Origin of the sequence: Pseudomonas sp. WS 5412 (assembly GCF_012985615.1) — a bacterium.
GTDB classification, from domain to species: Bacteria; Pseudomonadota; Gammaproteobacteria; order Pseudomonadales; family Pseudomonadaceae; genus Aquipseudomonas; species Aquipseudomonas shahriarae.
The window spans coordinates 14,943-36,293 of sequence record NZ_JAARMB010000024.1; the positions used below are offsets into that span (position 1 = coordinate 14,943).

18 protein-coding genes and 2 tRNA genes are annotated in these 21,351 nt (G+C 60.3%); 6 read left to right on the top strand and 14 right to left on the bottom strand.

Features of this window, described 5'->3' with window-relative positions:
* Positions 1–84: 84 nt before the first annotated feature.
* A complete protein-coding gene (locus HBR94_RS24475; protein WP_170045674.1) occupies positions 85–1,197 on the bottom strand; it encodes a TIGR00730 family Rossman fold protein in 1,113 nt (370 codons plus the stop codon).
* 355 nt (positions 1,198–1,552) lie between these two features.
* A complete protein-coding gene (locus HBR94_RS24480; protein WP_057439359.1) occupies positions 1,553–1,987 on the bottom strand; it encodes a PA3611 family quorum-sensing-regulated virulence factor in 435 nt (144 codons plus the stop codon).
* A gap of 192 nt (positions 1,988–2,179) precedes the next feature.
* Between HBR94_RS24480 and HBR94_RS24485 the strand changes: the two genes are divergently transcribed.
* The 3 genes from HBR94_RS24485 to HBR94_RS24495 all read left to right on the top strand — a co-directional run bounded on the left by HBR94_RS24485 (position 2,180) and on the right by HBR94_RS24495 (position 4,141).
* Positions 2,180–2,890 (top strand): tRNA-uridine aminocarboxypropyltransferase, encoded by a 711-nt coding sequence (locus tag HBR94_RS24485; protein ID WP_057439360.1) that lies wholly within the window; start codon positions 2,180–2,182, stop codon positions 2,888–2,890.
* 162 nt (positions 2,891–3,052) lie between these two features.
* Entirely contained in the window at positions 3,053–3,700 is a 648-nt protein-coding gene (gene erdR, locus HBR94_RS24490) for a response regulator transcription factor ErdR (RefSeq protein ID WP_057958630.1), read from the top strand.
* A gap of 72 nt (positions 3,701–3,772) precedes the next feature.
* Positions 3,773–4,141, top strand: coding sequence for a diacylglycerol kinase (locus tag HBR94_RS24495; RefSeq protein WP_169959843.1), 369 nt, complete (start codon positions 3,773–3,775; stop codon positions 4,139–4,141).
* Here HBR94_RS24495 and HBR94_RS24500 read toward each other — a convergent pair.
* The gene (locus HBR94_RS24500; protein ID WP_032858383.1) at positions 4,138–5,064 is read right to left on the bottom strand and encodes a LysR family transcriptional regulator; all 927 of its coding nucleotides are present in this window, start codon (positions 5,062–5,064) and stop codon (positions 4,138–4,140) included. The two genes, HBR94_RS24495 and HBR94_RS24500, sit on opposite strands and share 4 nt — an antisense overlap.
* 126 nt (positions 5,065–5,190) lie before the next feature.
* Between HBR94_RS24500 and fpr the strand changes: the two genes are divergently transcribed.
* The gene (gene fpr / locus HBR94_RS24505; protein WP_003172178.1) at positions 5,191–5,970 is read left to right on the top strand and encodes a ferredoxin-NADP reductase; all 780 of its coding nucleotides are present in this window, start codon (positions 5,191–5,193) and stop codon (positions 5,968–5,970) included.
* A 148-nt stretch (positions 5,971–6,118) separates the two neighbouring features.
* Here the strand turns inward: fpr and tsaA are convergent, their stop codons facing one another.
* The 5 genes from tsaA to rimO form a co-directional block, all read right to left on the bottom strand.
* The gene (tsaA, locus tag HBR94_RS24510; protein WP_115128864.1) at positions 6,119–6,814 is read right to left on the bottom strand and encodes a tRNA (N6-threonylcarbamoyladenosine(37)-N6)-methyltransferase TrmO; all 696 of its coding nucleotides are present in this window, start codon (positions 6,812–6,814) and stop codon (positions 6,119–6,121) included.
* Positions 6,815–6,817: 3 nt separating this feature from the next.
* Positions 6,818–7,279, bottom strand: coding sequence for a DUF1456 family protein (locus HBR94_RS24515; protein WP_057439364.1), 462 nt, complete (start codon positions 7,277–7,279; stop codon positions 6,818–6,820).
* A gap of 66 nt (positions 7,280–7,345) precedes the next feature.
* Positions 7,346–8,056 (bottom strand): rRNA pseudouridine synthase, encoded by a 711-nt coding sequence (locus tag HBR94_RS24520; protein ID WP_057439365.1) that lies wholly within the window; start codon positions 8,054–8,056, stop codon positions 7,346–7,348.
* Between the two features lie 128 nt (positions 8,057–8,184).
* Positions 8,185–8,655, bottom strand: a complete 471-nt coding sequence (locus HBR94_RS24525; RefSeq protein ID WP_057439366.1) for a GNAT family N-acetyltransferase — start codon at positions 8,653–8,655, stop codon at positions 8,185–8,187.
* A 103-nt stretch (positions 8,656–8,758) separates the two neighbouring features.
* Positions 8,759–10,087, bottom strand: coding sequence for a 30S ribosomal protein S12 methylthiotransferase RimO (gene rimO, locus HBR94_RS24530; RefSeq protein ID WP_169959842.1), 1,329 nt, complete (start codon positions 10,085–10,087; stop codon positions 8,759–8,761).
* A 321-nt stretch (positions 10,088–10,408) separates the two neighbouring features.
* Between rimO and HBR94_RS24535 the strand changes: the two genes are divergently transcribed.
* Positions 10,409–12,310 (top strand): potassium transporter Kup, encoded by a 1,902-nt coding sequence (locus HBR94_RS24535; RefSeq protein WP_169959690.1) that lies wholly within the window; start codon positions 10,409–10,411, stop codon positions 12,308–12,310.
* Positions 12,311–12,510: 200 nt separating this feature from the next.
* Here HBR94_RS24535 and HBR94_RS24540 read toward each other — a convergent pair whose 3' ends face one another.
* The 4 genes from HBR94_RS24540 to HBR94_RS24555 all read right to left on the bottom strand — a co-directional run bounded on the left by HBR94_RS24540 (position 12,511) and on the right by HBR94_RS24555 (position 17,060).
* On the bottom strand, positions 12,511–13,791 hold the full coding sequence (locus tag HBR94_RS24540) for a virulence factor family protein (RefSeq protein WP_169959689.1): 1,281 nt from the start codon (positions 13,789–13,791) through the stop codon (positions 12,511–12,513).
* Entirely contained in the window at positions 13,791–16,433 is a 2,643-nt protein-coding gene (gene mprF / locus HBR94_RS24545) for a bifunctional lysylphosphatidylglycerol flippase/synthetase MprF (RefSeq protein WP_170045675.1), read from the bottom strand. Before mprF ends, HBR94_RS24540 begins: the two co-directional genes overlap by 1 nt.
* A gap of 279 nt (positions 16,434–16,712) precedes the next feature.
* Positions 16,713–16,789, bottom strand: a tRNA-Met gene (locus tag HBR94_RS24550).
* A gap of 194 nt (positions 16,790–16,983) precedes the next feature.
* Positions 16,984–17,060: transfer RNA gene (locus HBR94_RS24555), tRNA-Met, on the bottom strand.
* Positions 17,061–17,351: 291 nt separating this feature from the next.
* Between HBR94_RS24555 and dinB the strand changes: the two genes are divergently transcribed.
* Positions 17,352–18,410: a DNA polymerase IV gene (gene dinB / locus HBR94_RS24560; protein WP_057439370.1), complete on the top strand. Its 1,059-nt coding sequence runs from the start codon at positions 17,352–17,354 to the stop codon at positions 18,408–18,410.
* 137 nt (positions 18,411–18,547) lie between these two features.
* On the opposite strand, the gene HBR94_RS24565 is transcribed toward dinB, so the two are convergent.
* Positions 18,548–19,501 (bottom strand): hypothetical protein, encoded by a 954-nt coding sequence (locus HBR94_RS24565; protein WP_170045676.1) that lies wholly within the window; start codon positions 19,499–19,501, stop codon positions 18,548–18,550.
* A gap of 20 nt (positions 19,502–19,521) precedes the next feature.
* Entirely contained in the window at positions 19,522–21,237 is a 1,716-nt protein-coding gene (locus tag HBR94_RS24570) for a proline--tRNA ligase (protein WP_169959687.1), read from the bottom strand.
* Positions 21,238–21,351 lie beyond the last annotated feature (114 nt).

The window sequence follows — 21,351 nt, forward strand, 5'->3', positions numbered from 1 at the left end:
GGGGCTCGACAGCTCCCACATAAAACAGCACTAAAACAAAAGGCCCGCTATGAAAATAGCGGGCCTTTTTTGCGTTTTACGGCCTCACGCCGGTTCCGGCGCTACGCGTTGCTGTGTTTTACCCTGGGCTTGGGCCCAGTTCTCCGGCAAGTTGATGTAATCCACCAACTCCCGCAACCGCCCCTGATTACGCCCGGTGAAGTTGAACACCAGTCGCGTCAGGTGGCTGAAGTGCGCTTCATCGTGCTCTTCGCCCCCATAGGCCAATTGCTGGAAGTCATCACTCAGCCGCAGGTCAGCGAATGCCGTCTGTATATGCGCCAACGCACGCTCGCTGAGAGGGTGGTTCATGCGCACCACAAACTGGCGTTTCAACCAGCGGGTGGAGTGGAAGTTCGCGTAGAACTGGTTGATTTCGTTCACTGCCTCTTCGGCGCTGTGCACCAGGCGCACCAGCTTGAGGTCGGTGGGCAAGATGTAGCGGTTGGCCTCCAGTTGGCTGCGAATAAAGTCCAGGGCGCCTTGCCAGAATCCACCGCCGGGCTCGTCCAGCAGTACTACTGGAACCAGCGGGCTCTTGCCGGTCTGGATCAGGGTCAAGACTTCCAAGGCTTCATCCAGGGTGCCGAAGCCACCCGGGCACAGCACCAACCCATCGGCTTCCTTGACGAAAAACAGCTTGCGGGTAAAGAAGAAGTGGAACGACAGCAGGTTTTCCGTGCCATCAATGGTCGGGTTGGCATGCTGTTCAAAGGGCAGGGTGATATTGAACCCCAGGCTGTGGGCCAGTCCGGCGCCTTCGTGGGCGGCAGCCATGATGCCGCCGCCACCACCAGTGATTACCATCAGGTCCGAAAGGGCCAGGGCCGCGCCCACTTCGCGGGCCAGGGCGTAGAGGGGGCTTTCCACTGGGGTGCGGGCCGAACCGAAGACGGTGACCTTGCGGCGGCTTTTGAACTGTTCGAGCACACGAAACGCGTGGTCCAGTTCATTGATTGCTTTCAAGGTGATCTTGGCGTTCCAGCGGTCACGGTCATCCTGGGCCATGCGCAGCACGGTGAGGATCATGTCGCGATACAGCGAAATATTCGGGCTACTGGGGGCAATCAGGTTGAGTTGCGCTTCGACCTGCTGGGCGAGGTCGGTCCCGTTTCCTGGAAAATGACGATTCAGCAGGTCATTCGGTTGATCAGGCATTCAGCTTCTCCTTCGTTACAGAGCCTCGGCGTCTTATTGCAGGCTGCTGACGGCGACGAAACAGGCTCTGTATGTTCCTTGTGATTAAAAACCTTTGCACTGCAAGTCGCGCGAGGGCAACCTTTTTTGCCCTGGAAATGTTACCGGATCGCTCGATCATGAGCCCCTAAAGTCTTGTCTGGCAATAACTTAATAGGGATTGATCAAGGTTTTGCAGGAAGGGCTATGGCGAGGAGGCTTGTCTGCCGTTGGGCTGCGTAGCAGCCCCCCTGAGGTCTGGCAGATAGGCCGACAACTCAGGTTTCAGGGCTGCTGCACAGCTCAACAGGGGCCATGTTGGCGCTTGGGGAGGGACTTACTTTTTCTTCTTGGCCGGAGCCGGGCAATCCGCTTCGACGAACTTGACCGACGCCACTGGGCGGTTGGTCTTGTTTTCGGTGATTTCGTAGCGCATCACCGCGCCCTTGGCCATCAATTCGCGATAGCCTTTATTCAGGCAGACGCTCTGTCCCAGCTGGAAATACACGGCCTTGGGGTTGGCGCGCATCTGTTCGGCGCGCTCTGGCAGGACGCTCAGGTGGTCAATCAGTTGCATGCCTTCGACGGTGTAGGCCACTTCCAGGGTTTGTTCATCAATTTCCCTGGGCAGGTCCTTGTTGCTTTCTGCCGCGACGCTTTGCAGTTTCTTGTTCATTTGCAGCTCCACCAGGGAGGCTGCCTGGGCGCCGACGGGTAATACCAGCGCCAGGGCGACGGTCGGGGCGGCAAGACGCAACATAAGACGCAGCATGAAACTCTCCTGATTCGGTTACTGGTCCATAGACCCGTCACTGCGCTATGCGTTCAGTGGCGCGGGATTATAGGTGACCTGTCGCCGCGACGGCCAGGCGTATTGGTTGGGCGGCTCTGGTAAACTGCCGGCACTTTTGCTGCCCCGAGTTTTGCCCGTGTCGATTTTCATCGTTTCACAACGGCACCCGCTATGAGTCATGCGGTCTTCCGTCTGCGTACCCAACGCCTGGCCCGTGCCGTCAGCCCCTTTGTCGCACGCGGCTCGCGTGCCGAACGTTGCCCCAGATGCCGGGTCATCCCCGAATACTGCTTGTGTGCGTGGCGCCCCAAGGTCCAGGCCAGGTCGGCCATGTGCCTGTTGATGCATGACGTGGAACCGATGAAACCGAGTAATACCGGTTGGCTGATAGCGGATGTAATCGACGATACAAGTGCTTTTCCCTGGGCGCGCACGGCCGTCGAACCTGAGCTGCTGGCGCTGCTGGCCGACCCGCAATGGCAGCCCTATATCGTCTTCCCCGGCGAGTTTGTAGCGCCGCAGCGGGTGGTCAGCGAGGTCAAGGTGGCGGATGGCAAGCGTCCATTGTTTATCCTGCTGGACGGCACCTGGAGCGAAGCGCGCAAGATGTTCCGCAAGAGCCCGTATCTGGAGCACCTGCCGGTACTGAGCCTGGAACCGGAGCAGTTATCGCGCTACAAGTTGCGCCGCTCCAAGCGCGATGACCATTTCTGCACTGCCGAAGTGGCTGCCTTGTGCCTGGAATTGGCCGAGGACCAGCAGGCCAGCGAAGTGCTGGACGCCTACCTGGATGTTTTCAGTACCCATTACCTAGCGGCCAAGTTCCAGTTGGCGCTGGATCCGACGGACAGTGTCCATACCCGTCTTGCACCTTATCTGTAGGACTTCGCGGCCAGATGACATTTGCATGATGGCACTGCATCGCCTGAGGCGGCTAAAATGCCATCAAGCGTAACTGTTCGTGACAGCCGCTGGCTGGCACCTCTTACGTTGGTGAGCACCGAACCCATCGGTACTCCCATAAAAAACAGGATCATTTAATAAATGGCCACATACGAAATCCTGATTGCCGATGACCATCCGCTGTTCCGTAGCGCGCTGCACCAGGCGGTTACGCTGGAGCTGGGCGCGGATGTACGCCTGGTTGAAGTGGGCAGCATCGCTGAACTGGAAACCCAGCTCACTGACAAGACTGATTGGGATCTGGTGCTGCTGGACCTGAACATGCCCGGCGCCTACGGGTTTTCCGGCCTGGTACTGTTGCGCGGGCAATATCCGCAGATTCCGGTGGTGATGGTGTCGGCCCAGGAAGAGGCCGACGTGGTAGTGCGCTCCCGTGAGTTCGGGGCCAGTGGCTTTATCCCCAAGTCCAGTTCCATGGAGCAGATTCGAGCTGCGGTACGTACGGTGCTGGACGGTGATGTCTCATGGCCGCCCCAGGCATTTGAAGAAATCAACGTGTCTGCCGAAGCCAAGGCCGCCCAGGAAGGGCTCGCCAGCCTGACGCCCCAGCAGTTTCGTGTGCTGACCATGGTCTGCGAAGGCTTGCTGAACAAGCAGATCGCCTATGAGCTGAGCGTATCCGAGGCGACCATCAAGGCGCACGTCACCGCGATTTTCCGTAAGCTGGGCGTGCGCACCCGCACCCAGGCGGCGCTGCTCTTGCAACAGCTTGAGTCAATTTCCCATTAATAGAGCGGTGCTGTTCACGCTTTTTTGACTTGACGTGCTCTAGCTTCCTTCCATCATTTTTTGCTCAGTTGCCTGCCTATGTCGCCGTTCAAGGGTCAAACCGGTATCAAACGTATCTTCAACGCCGGGGGCTATTCCCTGGATGGTTTGCGTGCGGCTTTCACCGGCGAGGCGGCCTTTCGCCAGTTGGTCCTGCTCAACGTGATCCTGATTCCGTTGAGCTTCTTCCTCACTGTCAGCCGCGTAGAGCGCGCACTGTTGATTGCCGTGTGCCTGCTGGCGCTGATTGTCGAGTTGCTCAACTCGGCCGTGGAGGCGGCGATTGATCGGATTTCCCTGGATCGCCACCCGCTGTCGAAAAACGCCAAGGACATGGGCAGCGCCGCGCAATTCGTGGCGCTGACCATGATCACCGTGGTGTGGGCAGTCATCCTGATCTAGGCGATATTCGGCAGCACGATCTCGTCACTGCGCTGCACCCCGGCGGTAAAGGCGCGGCACAGCTCGAGGAATTCGCGCATGGCCGAGGTCTGGTACTTCTGTTTATGCCAGATAAAGTAGAACTGCCGGGCCAGGTCCAGGTCCGGGGTCTCCACCGGCACCAGGCTGCCGCGCCGGAACGCATCCCGTAGTGCCAGCCGGGAAATGCAACCAATCCCCAATCCTGACTCCACTGCGCGCTTGATCGCCTCGGTGTGCTCCAGCTCCAGGCGAATATTCAGCGCGCTGCGATGATGGCGCATAGCCTGATCAAACGTCAGGCGCGTCCCGGAGCCCTGTTCCCGCAGGATCCAGGCTTCATGGGTCAACTGCTCCATGGTCGCCTGCCCGCGCAGGGCCAGGGGGTGCTGGGGCGCGCAGAACACCACCAGTTCATCCTCGACCCAGGTTTGCACCTCGATGTCCGGGTGGCTGCAGTCACCCTCGATTAGACCCAGATCAATTTCGTAATGCGCGACCTGATGCACGATATGTGCAGTGTTCTGTACATGCAGCTTCACTTGGCTCTCGGGATGCTGCTGCATGAAGCTGCCGATCAGTAGCGTCGCCAGGTAATTGCCGATGGTCAGGGTGGCGCCGACCGCCAGGGAGCCGAAGCCGGACTTGCCGTTGAGCAGGTCTTCGATTTCCTTGGCCTGGTCCAGCAGCGCCACCGCCTGGGGCAGCAATTGATGACCCAGGGCATTGAGGCTCAGGCGTTTACCGGCGCGGTCGAACAATTGGCAGCTGGATTGGCGCTCCAGCTCGGTGATCGAGGTGCTGGCGGCGGATTGAGATAAGGCCAGAAGGCCAGCAGCGCGAGACACGCTTTCCTGCTGGGCGACGGCGACGAAGACTTGCAGTTGACGGAGAGTAAATCGCATATCTATATAACCGATAACCCTTATCTTAATAATCCAGTTAACAGATATTGTCGCCGCCATTAGAATACTGTGCAATTGCGCACCTATCATTTTTGGCGCTGACCCATTTCCAGGAGTTCCCCGTACATGAGCAACATGAACCACGAGCGTGTCCTCAGTGTTCATCACTGGAACGACACTCTGTTCAGCTTCAAGTGCACCCGCGACCCGGGCCTGCGCTTTGAGAACGGTCAGTTCGTGATGATCGGCCTGCAACAGCCCAATGGCCGCCCGCTCATGCGCGCTTACTCCATCGCCAGCCCGAACTGGGAAGAGCATCTGGAGTTCTTCAGCATCAAGGTTCCGGATGGCCCGCTGACTTCCCAATTGCAGCACTTGAAGGAAGGCGACGAGATCATCATCAGCAAAAAACCGACGGGCACCCTGGTGCTGGACGATTTGAAGCCGGGCAAACACCTGTACCTGCTCAGCACCGGTACGGGCCTCGCGCCCTTTATGAGCGTGATCCAGGACCCGGAAACCTACGAGCGCTTCGAAAAAGTGATCCTGTGCCACGGCGTGCGTTACGTCAACGAAGTCGCCTACCGCGAGTTCATCACCGAGCACCTGCCGCAGAACGAGTTCTTCGGCGAGGCGCTGCGTGAAAAGTTGATCTACTACCCGACCGTGACCCGTGAGCCGTTCGAAAACGAAGGCCGCCTCACCGACCTGATGCGCAGCGGTAAGCTGTTCAGTGATATCGGCCTGCCGCCGATCAATCCTGAAGACGACCGCGCCATGCTGTGCGGTAGCCCGAGCATGCTCGACGAGACCAGCGAAGTGCTGAACAGCTTCGGTCTGAAGGTTTCGCCACGCATGCGTGAGCCGGGTGACTACTTGATCGAGCGTGCGTTCGTCGAGAAGTAAGCGCGACTATAAAAATGTGGGAGCTGCCCGGTGGGGGAGCTGGCTTGCCTGCGATGGCATCACCGTGGTGTAGCTGATACACCGAGGTGCCTATATCGCAGGCAAGCCAGCTCTCACACCGGCCAGCTCCCATATTTGTTTTTGGCGTTTATTCGGCCGCAACCACTTCAAGCACGCAAATCACCCCAGTCTCGGGATAGTGCCAACGCACGTCCACATCCCAGAACCGCACACCATATTCGCGCTCCGGCCCTGGCGTCTGATACGCCGGCCGGGGGTCCTGTGCCAGGCACTGCTCAATCAGCTCCACCAACGGCTCGCCAAGGCGCTGGGCGTGGCCTTGTGCCTGGTGCAGCGCGGTCTTCAGCCACTGCACGGGAATCAGCTGTGGCGCGCTGCTTGCGATGCGGTTGGTGGCCGTGTCGATGATGTCGGCATAGGGCACATACGGCTTGATATCCAAGACCGGCGTGCCATCGAGCAAGTCGATCCCGGAAATCCACAGCCGGCCCGGCTCCACCTTGTCCAGCTTCACCACCGACTGGCCGATGCCATTGGGGCGATGGGTCGCGCGGGTGGCAAATACGCCCATGGACGTGTTGCCGCCCAGGCGCGGCGGGCGCACTTTCAAGCGCGGCTTGTCTTCCAGGGCCTGATGAAACAGGAACAGCAGCCACACATGGCTGACCTGCTCCAGGCCCTGTACGGCCTCACCCTGGTCGAACGGCGCCACCAGCTCCAGCACGCCCCTGGCGGCGGGCGCCAGTTGGGGTTGGCGCGGGATGGCGAACTTCTCCTTGAAGCAGGAGCGCACGAAACCTACGGGTGAGACGTTGTAATTCATGGCTTACGCGCGAACCCGCAGGGTCAGGCCCTTGAGGAAGTTACGCAGCAACTGGTCGCCGCACGGGCGATAGTTGGTGTGGCCGAACTTGCGGAACAGTGCGCTCAATTCCGGCTTGGACACCGGGAACTCGGCCGCCTTGAGGATGGCGTGCATGTCGTCTTCCTTGAGCTCGAAGGCCACGCGCAGCTTCTTGAGGATGATGTTGTTGGTCACCGGGGTTTCGATCGGCTGCGGGGGACGGCTTTCGTCCTTGCCGCGCTTGAAGATCACCAGGCCATCGAGGAAGTGCGCCATGACTTCGTCGGGGCAGAACACAAAGCCTTCTTCCTCGTCTTTCTTGAGGTAGGTCAGCAGGTCGTCCTTGGACACTTCCATGCCGCCGATCTTGATGATCTCGACCATCTTGTTGTCGCTGATGTCGAGCATGTAGCGCACGCTGCGCAGTACGTCGTTGTGAATCATGGTGGGCAATCCTGGTATTCGACTGTAGACATCGCCCGGGCGGGCGATCTCGAGAAATAGGGTGGCTTAGAACTTTTCCTTGCCGGACATGTAGCGCCATTGGCCGACCGGCACCTTGCCGATGGACACGCCGCCAATGCGGATGCGGCGAATGGCCACAACCTTCAGGCCAATGGCTTCGCAGAACAGGGCGATGATGCCGGGCTGCGGGTTTTTCAGGGCAAAGCGCAGGCGGTTCTCGTTCTGCCAGCTGGCTTTGACCGCAGGCAATTCCTTGCCTTTGTACATCAGGCCATGGGCGAGGCGGTTCAGACCGTGCTCTGCCACGTCGCCGGAGACCTCAACCACATACTCCTGCTCGATCTTGGCGGCATCGGCCGTCAGCTTGCGCAGGATCTTCCAGTCCTGGGTAAACACCAACAGGCCGCTGGCCTTGGCCTGCAGGTCGGCGCTGGCGGTCAGGCGCAGGAAGTGGCCCTTGAGCGGGCGCTTGCTGAAGCGGTGCTCTTCAGACAGGGTTTCGGCGCTCAGGGACTGCATCGCGCTGTCGACATCCACACCAACCGGTGCATGAAACAGGATAGTCACAGGCTCTGGAGCCGTGGCCTTGGCCTCGGGATCAAGTTCGACTTTTTGTGTCGTGACCTTGAACTGTGGCTCATCAATCACTTCGCCATCTACCGAGACCCAGCCGCCTTCGATGAACAGCTCGGCCTCCCGACGGGAGCAACCGACCAGTTCGATAAGGCGTTTGGAGAGGCGTATGGGGTCAGTCATGACAAGGGCCGTAACAAAAGGGGGCAGCTATTGTACCTGCCTGGAGCCGGTTAATCCCGGCCCCATTTCGCCGCAGTTGCTTTTTGTGGGCACAGGCAAGCCAGCGCCAACATTTGATTTGGGCTGTGTCAGCCGCTGCGTGTTTGCTGCACCTGGCGCAAACGCATATGCAGCAACGGATAGGGCTGGCCCATGCCGTCATGCTCGGTGCGCCCGATCACTTCAAAACCCTGCTTGAGGTAGAAGCCCAGGGCCTGGGGGTTTTGTTCGTTGACGTCCAGTTCATCGGCATTCATCGACGTAACCGCATACTGCAGCAACTGCTGCCCCAGCCCCTGGCCCCGGTAGTGCGGGTCGATAAACAGCATTTCCACCTTGCCCGCCGCAACGCCGGCAAATCCGGTGATCCGTTGGCGCGCGTCCTTGGTGCAGATCAACATCACGGCATCCAGGTAGCGCGTCAGCACCAAGTGTCTCAGGCGCTCGATGTAGCTATCCGGCAGGAAGTCATGGGTGGCTCGCACCGAGGCCTCCCAGATCCGGGTCAATTCCGGGTAGTCGCTGGTTTTCGGGGTGTGGATAACCGAGTGCTGGCCCATGCCCGCTGCTCCTTGCTGCTTGTTGGCGGTGATGGGGCAAACGATAGACCTAAAAAAGCCCCGCATCTTGTCCAGAAGCAGGGCTTTTTCAATTTTTTACCGCTTAGTCGCGTTTTTGCGCCCAGAGGTCGTACTCGTCGGCGTCGGTGACCGTGCACCAGACCTTGTCGCCGGGCTTGAGGCCGCTGGCATCGTCGATAAATACATTACCGTCGATTTCCGGCGCGTCGAAGAAGCAGCGGCCGACCGCGCCTTGCTCGTCCACTTCGTCGATCAGCACTTCGATTTCCTTGCCGATGCGCAGTTGCAGGCGGGCCGAGCTGATGGCTTGTTGATGGGCCATGAAACGCTCCCAACGGTCCTGCTTGACGTCATCCGGCACCACCGCCAGGTCCAGCAGGTTGGCCGGGGCGCCTTCCACCGGCGAGTACTGGAAGCAGCCGACGCGGTCCAGTTGGGCTTCGGTGAGCCAGTCCAGCAGGTACTGGAAGTCTTCTTCGGTTTCGCCGGGGAAGCCCACGATAAAGGTCGAGCGGATGATCAGGTCCGGGCAGATCTCGCGCCAGTTCTTGATCCGCGCCAGGGTCTTGTCTTCGAAGGCCGGGCGTTTCATGGCCTTGAGTACTTTGGGGCTGGCGTGCTGGAACGGGATGTCCAGGTACGGCAGGATCTTGCCGGCGGCCATCAACGGGATCAGTTCGTCGACGTGCGGGTACGGGTACACGTAGTGCAGGCGCACCCACACACCCAGGCTGCTCAGGGCTTCGCACAGTTCGGTCATGCGGGTTTTCACCGGCGCGCCGTTCCAGAAACCGGTGCGGTACTTCACGTCGACGCCGTAGGCACTGGTGTCCTGGGAGATCACCAGCAGCTCTTTGACCCCGGACTTGACCAGGCGCTGGGCCTCGTCCAGTACATCGCCCACCGGGCGGCTGACCAGCTTGCCGCGCATCGACGGGATGATGCAGAAGCTGCAACTGTGGTTGCAGCCTTCGGAAATCTTCAGGTACGCATAGTGACGCGGGGTCAGCTTGATGCCCTGGGGTGGCACCAGGTCGATCAGCGGGTTGTGGTCCTGGCGCGGCGGCACCACATCGTGCACGGCGTTGACCACCTGCTCGTACTGCTGCGGACCGGTCACGGCCAGCACGCTTGGGTGCACGTTGCGGATATTGCCTTCTTCCACGCCCATGCAGCCGGTGACGATGACCTTGCCGTTTTCCTTGATGGCTTCGCCGATCACTTCCAGGGACTCTGCCTTGGCCGAGTCAATGAAGCCACAGGTGTTGACCACCACCACGTCAGCGTCCTGGTAGGTGGACACAACGTCGTAGCCTTCCATGCGCAGTTGCGTGAGGATGCGCTCGGAGTCGACCAGAGCCTTCGGGCAACCCAGGGAAACAAAGCCAACCTTTGGGTTGGCTTTTGCGATGGTGGTGGACATGTCTAACCTCGGTATTGAATGACGCCGCCAGTCGGGCACGACAGGGCAACGGATGGGCACTTGATGTGCCTCTGATCAAAAAGTGCGCAATTCTAGCGACGGGAAACGCGCTTGACCAGCTTTATGCAGGGAAATACGACGAGTGCTGCGTTATGCTGCGCGCCGTTGCACCGGGGGTAGATCGGTAGTCAACAAATAATCTGTTACTAGAAGTACAGCAGCACGCGCTGTGTATAGCTTAGCGTTGGGCTTAAGTGTATAGCTGTGCTGTTTATAAAAGACCTCAGGTCAAAAGGGCAGGAGTGGTTGATGGGTCAGGTAAATAGTCAGGCGGCAGGTGCCGGGCATTCCAGCGCAAAGCCAATCGGCATGTTGGTGGCGGCGGTCGGGGTGGTTTATGGCGATATCGGCACCAGCCCGCTCTACACCCTTAAAGAGGTGTTTTCCGGCAATTACGGGGTCCAGGTCAATCATGACGGCGTGCTGGGGATCCTGGCGCTGATTTTCTGGTCGCTGATCTGGGTGGTGTCCATCAAGTACATGTTGTTCGTGCTGCGCGCCGACAACCAGGGCGAGGGCGGCATCATGGCCCTGACGGCGTTGGCCCGACGGGCGGCGGGCAATCACCCGCGGCTGCGCAGTTTCCTGGTGGTGTGCGGCCTGTGCGGCGCGGCGTTGTTCTATGGCGACAGCATGATCACCCCGGCGATTTCCGTGTTGTCGGCCATCGAGGGCCTGGAGCTGGCGTTCGACGGCCTGGAGCATTGGGTCGTGCCCGTATCACTGGTGGTGCTGGTGGGGCTGTTCCTGATCCAGAAGCATGGCACCGACCGCATCGGCAAGCTGTTCGGGCCGGTGATGGTCACCTGGTTTTTGGTGCTGGGTGGCCTGGGTATCTATGGCATCGTCCAGCACCCTGAAGTGCTTAACGCGATGAACCCGATGTGGGGCGTGCGCTTCTTCATGGTCCACCCGGGAATCGGCGTGGCGATCCTCGGCGCCGTGGTGCTGGCCCTGACCGGTGCCGAAGCGCTGTATGCCGACATGGGCCATTTCGGCCGCAAACCCATTGCCCGCGCCTGGTTTATCCTGGTGCTGCCGGCCCTGGTGCTCAACTATTTTGGCCAGGGCGCGATGCTGCTGGGTGACCCCGAGGCCGCGCGCAACCCGTTCTACCTGCTGGCGCCAAGCTGGGCACTGCTGCCGCTGGTGGGCTTGTCCACCCTGGCCACGGTGATTGCTTCCCAGGCGGTGATTTCCGGTGCGTTCTCGTTGACGCGCCAGGCGATCCAGCTTGGTTACATCCCGCGCATGCATATCCAGCACACCTCCAGCGCCGAGCAAGGCCAGATCTACATTGGCGCGGTGAACTGGTCGCTGATGGTTGGCGTGATCCTGCTAGTGCTGGGCTTCGAGTCTTCGGGCGCCCTGGCCTCGGCCTACGGGGTGGCCGTGACCGGGACCATGCTGATGACCACGATCCTCGTCTCCGCGGTGATGCTGCTGCTGTGGAAATGGCCGCCGGTCCTGGCAGTCCCGGTGTTGCTGGGCTTTTTGCTGGTGGATGGCCTGTTCTTTGCGGCCAACGTGCCGAAAGTAGTGCAGGGCGGTGCGTTCCCGGTATTGGCGGGGATCGTGCTGTTTGTGCTGATGACCACCTGGAAGCGCGGCAAGCAATTACTGGTAGAGCGCCTGGACGAGGGCGGGCTGCCGCTGCCGATCTTTATCAGCAGCATCCGCGTCCAGCCGCCCCATCGCGTGCAGGGCACGGCGGTGTTCCTCACCGCCCGCCCGGACGCGGTGCCCCATGCTTTGCTGCATAACCTGCTGCATAACCAGGTACTGCACGAGCAGGTGGTGCTGCTGACGGTGGTCTATGAAGATATCCCGCGTGTTCCGGCCCAGCGCCGCTTCGAGGTGGATTCCTATGGAGACGGTTTCTTCCGCGTGATTCTGCACTTTGGCTTTACCGATGAGCCGGACGTGCCCGAAGCCTTGAAGCTGTGCCATCTGGACGACCTGGACTTCAGCCCCATGCGCACCACCTACTTCCTCAGCCGCGAGACGGTCATCGCCTCCAAGCTCGAAGGCATGGCGCGCTGGCGCGAAGGGTTGTTTGCTTTCATGCTGAAGAACGCCAACGGCAACCTGCGCTTCTTCAAGCTGCCGGTGAACCGGGTGATTGAGTTGGGCACCCAGGTAGAAATGTAGATCCAACAAAAAGCCCCCGTTGCCTTGCGGCAGCGGGGGCTTTTTGTTGTGCTGGCTATTAACCTGCAATGCGATCAACTGTGGGCGCTGGCTTGCCTGCGAGGGTTCATGATGACAGATGAACACCTGGCACCCCGGGGCGTGCCTACTGGCGTCATCGCAGGCAAGCCAGCTCCCACATTGACCGAGTCCATCAGACGTTACTCTGCCTTGACCTGACGCTTCTCGATGATATCCACCAGGCGCTTGGCCAATGCCGGGTAGTTTTCGTCGAAGTGATGGCCGCCCGGTAGCTTCATGGCTTCGCCCACAGCGGTCTTGTCGGTGCAGCCGCTCTCGTCGACTTCTTCCTCACCGTAGATGCACACCACCTTGGCCGCTGGCAGCTTTGCCATTTCCGGGCCGGTGGCGGCTTCCTTGCCGGCGTTGCCCAGCCAGCCTTCCACTTCGATCTCGAAGCTACCGGTGCGGGCAAACGCCAGCAGGATAATGGCGTCGACCCGCTGCTGTTCGGCTTCCGGCAGGCGGTTGTAGATAGCTGGCAGTACATCGGCACCGAACGAGTAACCCGTCAGCACAAAGCGTTTGGTGCCCCATTTCTGCCGGTAGTGCTGCATCAGCTCGGTCAGGTCTTTGGCGCTCTGTTCCGGGCTTTTGTGCTGCCAGTAGTAGCGCAGGGTGTCGACGCCGACCACCGGGTAGCCGATCTTCGCCATCTCGCCGGCCACGTCGCGATCGAGGTCGCGCCAGCCGCCGTCGCCGGAGAGGAACAGGGTCACGGTGTCCTTGGCCTGGCCGGCCGGTACTTCGACCACCGGGATCGCCAGGCCGCCATTGTCCGACCCCACCAGTTGCTTGCGCAGTTCATTGTTCAGCACTTGCGGGTAGTTGATGTCGTAGTCGCTGATGCTGGTGGTGGCACGCGGGGTGTCGCGTACGAAACTGGCGCTTTCGTCGTCGGGGTTGTCGTTCCAGGCCACCAGCCAGTTGCCGTGGGCGGCGGTTTTGGGCAGTGGGTCCGTGCAACCTTCCTGGACCAGGGCAAAGCCCACCGAGATGGCGTTGGCCTTGTCGTCGTTCTGCGTCGCCAGCCAGCGCCAGGCCAGGCCGGCGCCAGGGCCGATGCCGCTGACCAGGGTGGCCGGGCCCTTGAGTTGGCCCAGAGCCGCTTGCAGGGCTTGTTCCTGCAGCTTGCAGTCTTCCTTGGGCAGGATCACTTGCACGATCTGGGCACTGCCGCCCTGGCTTAAGGCAATCAGTTGGTGATCGGTCAGGCTGGCGTCGGCCATCACGGCGACCGCTACGCGGGCCTTGGTGGTAGTGCCAGGTGTTACGCGGGTCATGCTCGAGCCGTCGGCCTGGGGCAACTGTTCCAGGGTCGGTTGAGGAGCAGGGCGATTCCAGTACCAGTAGCCGCCACCCAGGATCAGGGCCAGCACCACCAGACCTGCCAATACATACCGCCAGGAGCGTCGAATCATCAGCGTTTCACCAATCCAGTCAAGCCGCCCGCGATCAGGGCGGCGGTATCGGCCAGTGCCACCAGCGGATCAAGTCCTGCGGGCACGGCCATGTAACGAGGTTCCCAGTCAGGCTGGAACTTGTCTTTGAAGCGGCGCAAACCTTGGAAGTTATACAGTTGCTCGCCACGGCGGAACACCATCGAGCCCAGGCGCTGGGTCAGCGGTGCGCCACGACGCGGTTGCAGGCCCGACAACGGCACCATGCCGAGGCTGAAGCGTGCATAGTTGTGGCTTTTATAATGCTGGATCAAGCCGATCATCATGAACTCCATGGTCTGCTTTGGCGCGTCGGGGTGCGCGCGCATCAGGTCCAGGCTGGCCAGGTCATGGCTGTAGGTCTCCAGCAGGTTGGCGAAGGCCACCGGCTGCCCCTCGAAGCGAATCACCGCGATGCGAAAATGCTTGAGGTATTCATCGCTGAAACGGCCGAGGGAGAAGCCCTTTTCCCGCACGTTCTTGCCGGTCAGCCAGGCATCGGAAATGACTTTCAGCGCGTCCATGGGCGCCTGCCTCGGCTCGAAGATTTCCAGGGACAGGCCGTCCCGCGTCCCGCGGTTCCAGGTGTAGCGCAGGTCCTTCATCTCCTTGCCCTTGGCTTCCAGGTCAAAGCGCTTGAGATCGACCCGGGCTTCTTCGCCCAGCTTGATCGCCGTCAGGCCGATGTCCATATAGAAGGGCAGGTTCTCTGCGCGCACCTGGTAGAACACCGGGCGGGCGTGATGGATGTCGCACAGGTCGCGGAACTGCCAGATCATCTCGGCCCGTGGCTGGGTCGGGCCGATCGGGTCGTACAGCGCCACCAGGCTGCGGCCACGGCGGGCATACATCAGGAAGGCTTCGTCGTTGGGGTGGAACAGCAGGGCCTTGTCGCCGGTCAGGGCCAGGCCGCCGTCGGGTTGCGACGAGGCCATCAGGATCTTGGTGGCCCGCTCCAGCTCATCGGCGCTCGGCAGGTGGATCACCGGGCGGGCGGTGCGCAACAGCCAGGTCAGCGAGACAATCACCAACAGGATCGCGGCACCCAGCAGTGAGCGCAGGCCACGCGGGGCGTTGGCGTCGAGGGTGAACTGCCACCACAGTTGATGGCTATAAGGCACATCCTGATAGGCAAACAGCAGCAGCCAGATCGACGCACCGAGCACGCAGACGCTGGCCACCAGGTACAGCGGCGAGAACGGCAACTCGGTCAGGCGGCTGGCACGGTAGAACGAGCGGCGGAAGATCGCTAGCAGCACGGCGGTTATGGTCATCAGGCTGGCTTCTTCCCAGTCGAAGCCTTTGAGCAGTGAGAGCAGGGCGCCCACCAGCAGCAGCACCATGGTCAGCATCCACGCTGCCGACAGGCGCCGACGCAGGCCCTGGGCCAGCAACAGGCACAGCACGCCGATCAGGCTGGCGCCAAAGTGCGAGGCGTCAATCAGGCGGTGGGGAATCAGGAAGCCGATGTTTTCCAGGCGTGAGTCGATTTCCGGGGTGGCGCCGGAGAACAGCAGCACCACCCCGGACAAAAAAACCAGCACGGCCAACACCGGTGCCGCGAGGCCCGAGGCCACCCGCAGGCTCTGCTGGGTCTGGAACAGACGCTGAGCCTCGCTGATCAGTAGGAAGATGCACGCGATCAACAGCGGCAGCACCACGTAGATCATGCGGTACAGCAGCAGTGCGGCGGCCAGCGGTGCGGCGCCGAGCGTATCGGCAAATGCGGCCAGCAGGATCGCTTCGAATACCCCAACGCCGCCTGGTACATGGCTCAGGACACCGGCGGCAAGTGCCAGCAGGTAAACCAGCAGGAACGGACCGAATGGCGGCGCTTCTGGCAGCAGCAGATAAAGCACGGTAGCGGCGGCGGCGACGTCCAGGGCGGTGATGATCAATTGCAGGAAGGTCAGTCGGCGCCCTGGCAGGCGCAAGGTGCGGCGGCCGGCCCGGACCAGCAGGTTGTCGGGATAGGGCTGTTCTGGCAGTCGACGGCGGTAAATCCCGATACACAGTACGATCGAGAGCAATAGCACCGCACCGGCGATCCCGCCGAGCAACGTTGCGGGTAAGTGCAGGGCATTGGAGGCGGCGGGCAGGTTGCTGAGGGTGGCCAGGGCGGCGAGCGGCGGTAGGGCACAACCCAGGGCCAGGCTGGCAAACACGGTCATCCGGGCAACTTCCGAAGCCCCGACGCCATGCCGTGCATATAAGCGGTAGCGCACCGAGCCGCCCGACAGCATCGACAGGCCAATCGCATTGCCAATGGCGAACGCGGTAAAGCCGCCGTAGGCCAAAGTCTTGGCTGGCAGTTTTACCCCGGCGTAGCGTGCGCCGGAAAATTCGTAGCCCAATAGAATGATGAAACCGGCAATTGCGGCGGCGAAGGCACCCAGCAAGGCGGGCTTCGGCACTTCCAGGATCGAGTCGTGGAGGGCGTAAAGGTCCAGCTCTAGCAGCAAGTGGCGGCAAGCGATCAAGGCAATGGCAAACAGCAGCAAAGTGACCGCCAGCCCAATGGGTTGGCGATACTTGCTCAACAGATCCAGCCAGCGCAGACGGGTGGGGGCGATCGGTTGTGTGGCTGTGACGGTGTCTTGTGGTTCAGACGAATTGGCGCGCATCAATCACCTCGTGGATTGTGCGCGACAGGATGGGGGTATCCAGCCAAGTTACCAATCCCTATGTACAAAATAATTACAAATAGTAACGCGGATCACCGGGTCCGGCGACAGCGTCCATTGGTCGCGCAAAAATGGGCTCGACACATGAGCATAGCTTGCAAATGGACGGGCTCTGAAACCCATGGGCGGTTTCATCAAAGATGCCATGCCATTGTTTCAAAAGAACTTTTCCATCAGACACAAAAAAGGCCACTCTTTCGAGTAGCCTTTCTTGATGTTTGGTTGCGGGAGCCGGATTTGAACCGACGACCTTCGGGTTATGAGCCCGACGAGCTACCAGACTGCTCCATCCCGCGTCTGTGGGCGGCATTCTACAGCGCAACGACGAGGTGTCAACCGTTAATGGCATAAAGGGCCAAATAACTGCAAATTAGCCTAAGTGCTCGATTGAACACGACTTTTCACTGCGTCGGCATATTGCATCAGGCGGCAGGGCAAAAACCTGCGCGCACAAAAAAGGCCACTCTTTCGAGTAGCCTTTCTTGATGTTTGGTTGCGGGAGCCGGATTTGAACCGACGACCTTCGGGTTATGAGCCCGACGAGCTACCAGACTGCTCCATCCCGCGTCTGTGTGTCGGCATTCTACAGAGGAATGACACGGTGTCAACCGCGGATTCAAAGAAAAGCGCTTGTGCTTCAATCGCTTAGCTCTCCAAATCAACTGCTGGAACGGTTTGCGGCCAGTCTGGCCGTGGCTTCCAGCTCTATTGGGGCGTGTTCTTCGATTGAGAAAATAAATTCATCCGGGCTTTTTCCTACCGCTTTGTCAGATGATTCAAAGTACTGGTGCTATATACAGGTGTGAATGCGATACTGGCGATCCGTCCACTTTATGTCCTGATCACGCCTCTCTTTATATGACGCAGCGCAAAATCATCCACGTCGACTGTGACTGCTTCTACGCTGCCATCGAAATGCGGGATAACCCGAGCCTGGCGCAAAAGCCCCTGGCGGTAGGTGGCTCGGCGGACCGGCGCGGGGTGATCGCCACCTGCAATTACGAGGCGCGGGCCTATGGCGTGCGGTCGGCCATGTCTTCGCGCCATGCGTTGAAACTGTGCCCCGACCTGACCATCGTCAAGCCGCGTATGGATGCCTATAAAGAAGCATCGAAGGAAATCCACACGATTTTCCGTGACTACACCGATCTGATCGAACCGTTGTCGCTGGACGAAGCCTATCTGGATGTTTCCGATTGCGCGCATTTCGGCGGCAGCGCCACGCGTATTGCCCAGGATATTCGTCGGCGGGTCTCCAATCAGTTGCATATCACGGTTTCTGCGGGGGTGGCGCCGAACAAGTTCCTGGCCAAGATCGCCAGCGACTGGAAAAAGCCCAATGGACTGTTTGTGATCACCCCGGATCAGGTGGAGGACTTTGTTTCGGCGCTGCCCGTGAGCAAGTTGCATGGCGTCGGCAAGGTCACTGCTGAAAAACTGGCGCGGCTGGGAATAGAGGACTGCCTGCAACTGCGCGAGTGGAACAAGTTGGCGCTGGTGCGGGAATTCGGCAGTTTTGGTGAGCGGTTATGGAGTTTGGCGCGTGGGATTGATGACCGTGCGGTGCATAACGACAGCCGCCGGCAATCCATCAGCGTAGAGAATACCTACGATGTCGATCTACCGGACCTGCCCAGTTGCCTGGAAAAACTCCCTGAGCTGATGGAGACCCTGGCCGGGCGCATGCAGCGTATCGACAGCAGTTATCGGCCGGGTAAACCCTTTGTCAAAGTGAAGTTCCATGATTTTACCCAGACCACCCTGGAACAGGCGGGGGCAGGGCGGGACCTGGAGAGTTACCGGCAGTTGCTGACCCAGGCGTTCAATCGCGGGGGTAAGCCGGTGCGATTGTTGGGGATTGGTGTGCGCTTGCTCGATTTGAGCATGGGCAATGAACAGCTGGAGCTGTCCTGGTAGACGGCTGGAGGTGGGCCTTATGTGGGAGCGGGCTTGCCCGCGATGGCAGTGGGTCAGTCGAATAAATCTAACCTGACACTCCGCTATCGCGGGCAAGCCCGCTCCCACATAAGCCCGCTCCTACATTGAGTGCTGCCTCAGCGGGTACCCGGGTCAGCCACCAGTCGGCCGCCATCCTGGGTCAGCGCCTTGAGAAATTCCTGCTGCAATTCCGGATCATTGCGCGTCAGTTCAATCAGGCTCTGTTCCAGTTCGCTGGCTTCTTCTTCCAGGCCCAGCTCCGACAAGCGCTTGACCCGATGCACCCATTGGCTGACTTCGTCATCCTCCAGGTCGTCGTAGATCAAGGCATGGGCTTCCAGCAGCTTGCCGCGCAAAGTGGTGCTGATGGCCAGGGATGAGTCCGAGTGCACGTCGTCCTGGGCATCTTCAATGCTGATCCGCAAGGTGCGGACCTGGCTCAGGTCCTGCTCGGCAAACGGGCTGTCCAGCAGGTTCAGGCGCAGGACGCCATTGCGGTCGGTGGTCATCTCGTGGATCTGCTTGCCGGCCTTGACCTGCACCGGTCGCTCGCTCCACGGCAGGCTGGTGTATTCCAGGCGGCGGTCACGCTGGATTTCGTCGATGCCTGCCAGGTTCTGCTGCGCCCGGCCGTGTGACTGCACGTTCATGAACGGGTTGAGCCCGGCCACGCCGTAGCTGATCCAGTCATGGGTCATGCTGTCGGGCAGGTTGCCCAGGGCAAAGATGTTCGCCACATTGGCCCCGGCGCCCGCGACCACTGCCACGGCACCCAGCGGGATCTCATAGAGTTCGCGCCAGGGCTGGTAGGGCGTGTAGCGATCATAGTGGCGCGTGACTTCAAACTCAGTGACTTCGAAAGTCCGCTGTTCATGAATACGCACGCGGCGTTGCGGCAGCTCAAGTACTTTGGGTTCGCCGACATCAATCTGCAGGCTGTGGTCGAGCAATTTGCGCTCGATCCGTTCCTCGTGCTCGCTACGCTGCGACATGTGATTGGCGCAGCCGCTGACCAGCAGGGCGCCGCACAAGGCGGCGCCCCCCAGGGCTTTGGTGTTTCGCTTGAACATGACTTCTCTTGATCTGGTTTTCAGCGACGAATACGCGCCTGAAGGAAGGGCAGCACGTCAGCCACCGGCAACGGTTGGGCTTCGGCTTCGGTCCGGCTCTTGTATTCCAGATTGCCATCGGCCAGGCCGCGGTCACTGACCACGATCCGGTGAGGGATGCCAATCAGTTCCATGTCGGCAAACTTGATGCCCGGGCTGGTCTTCTTGTCGCGATCATCAAGCAGCACTTCGAAACCGGCGGCCGTCAGTTCGGCATACAGTTTGTCGGTGGCTTCGCGAACCTGCTCGGTTTCGTAGCGCAGCGGTACCAGGGCGATCTGGAACGGCGCCAGGGTGTCGCTCCAAATAATGCCTTTCTCGTCGTGGTTCTGCTCGATGGCAGCGGCCACCACGCGGGAAACGCCAATGCCATAGCAGCCCATTTCCAGGGTCACCGGCTTGCCGTTTTCGCCCAGCACTTCGCACTTCATCGCCTTGCTGTACTTGTTGCCCAGCTGGAAGATGTGCCCCACTTCGATGCCGCGCTTGATTTCCAGGGTGCCCTTGCCGTCCGGGCTTGGATCACCGGCCACCACGTTGCGCAGGTCGGCCACGGTTGGAACCGGCAGGTCACGCTCCCAGTTGACGCCGAAGTAGTGCTTGTCGTCGATGTTGGCACCGATACCGAAGTCGCTCATCAGCTCGACCGAGCGGTCGATGATGATCGGCAATGGCAGGTTCAGCGGGCCCAGGGAGCCGGCGCCGGCGCCAATGGCGTCACGCAGTTCGGCGTCCGAGGCCATGACCAGCGGGCTGGCGACGCCAGGTTGCTGGGCAGCCTTGATTTCGTTGAGTTCGTGGTCGCCACGGATCACCAGGGCGATCAACTTGCCTTCTTCCTCGGCATGCACGATCAGGGTCTTGATGGTCTTTTCAATCGGCAGATTGAATTTTTCGACCAGGGCCGCGATGGTCTTGGTGTCTGGGGTATCGACCAGGCGCAGTTCTTCAGCCGGCGCAGGACGGGAAGTTTCCCGTGGCACCGCTTCGGCTTTCTCGATGTTGGCCGCGTAGTCGGAGCCGTCGCTGAAGACGATATCGTCTTCGCCGGACTCTGCCAGCACGTGGAACTCATGGGAGCCCGCGCCCCCGATGGAACCGTTGTCCGCTTCGACCGGGCGGAATTTCAAGCCCAGGCGGGTGAACACGTTGCAATAGGCCTGGTGCATGCGGTCATAGGTGACCTGCAGCGAAGGCTGATCGGCGTGGAACGAATAGGCGTCCTTCATGATGAACTCGCGGCCACGCATCAAGCCGAAGCGTGGGCGGATTTCGTCACGGAACTTGGTCTGGATCTGATACAGGTTGAGGGGCAGCTGTTTGTAGCTGCTCAACTCGTTGCGCATCAGGTCGGTGATCACTTCTTCATGGGTCGGGCCTGCGCAGAAGTCGCGGCCATGACGATCCTTGAAGCGCAGCAACTCAGGGCCGTACTCTTCCCAGCGCCCGGATTCCTGCCACAGTTCAGCCGGCTGAGTGCTCGGCATCAATACTTCCAGAGAGCCGGCGGCGTTCATTTCTTCGCGAACGATCGCTTCGACCTTGCGCATCACCTTCAAGCCCATGGGCAGCCAGGTGTACAGGCCAGAGGCCAGTTTGCGGATCATACCGGCGCGCAGCATCAGCTGGTGGCTGATCACGACCGCGTCGGAAGGCGTTTCTTTCTGTGTGGCGAGCAAATATTGACTGGTGCGCATGGTAGGCCGTTGTCGGTTGCTTGGACTTGAAGTGACCTGGGATTGTACGGGCGGTCGCCGCCAGAGTACAGGCATCAGGTGGTGACTGGATTTCTGTGGGGTGCTGGCTTTAGC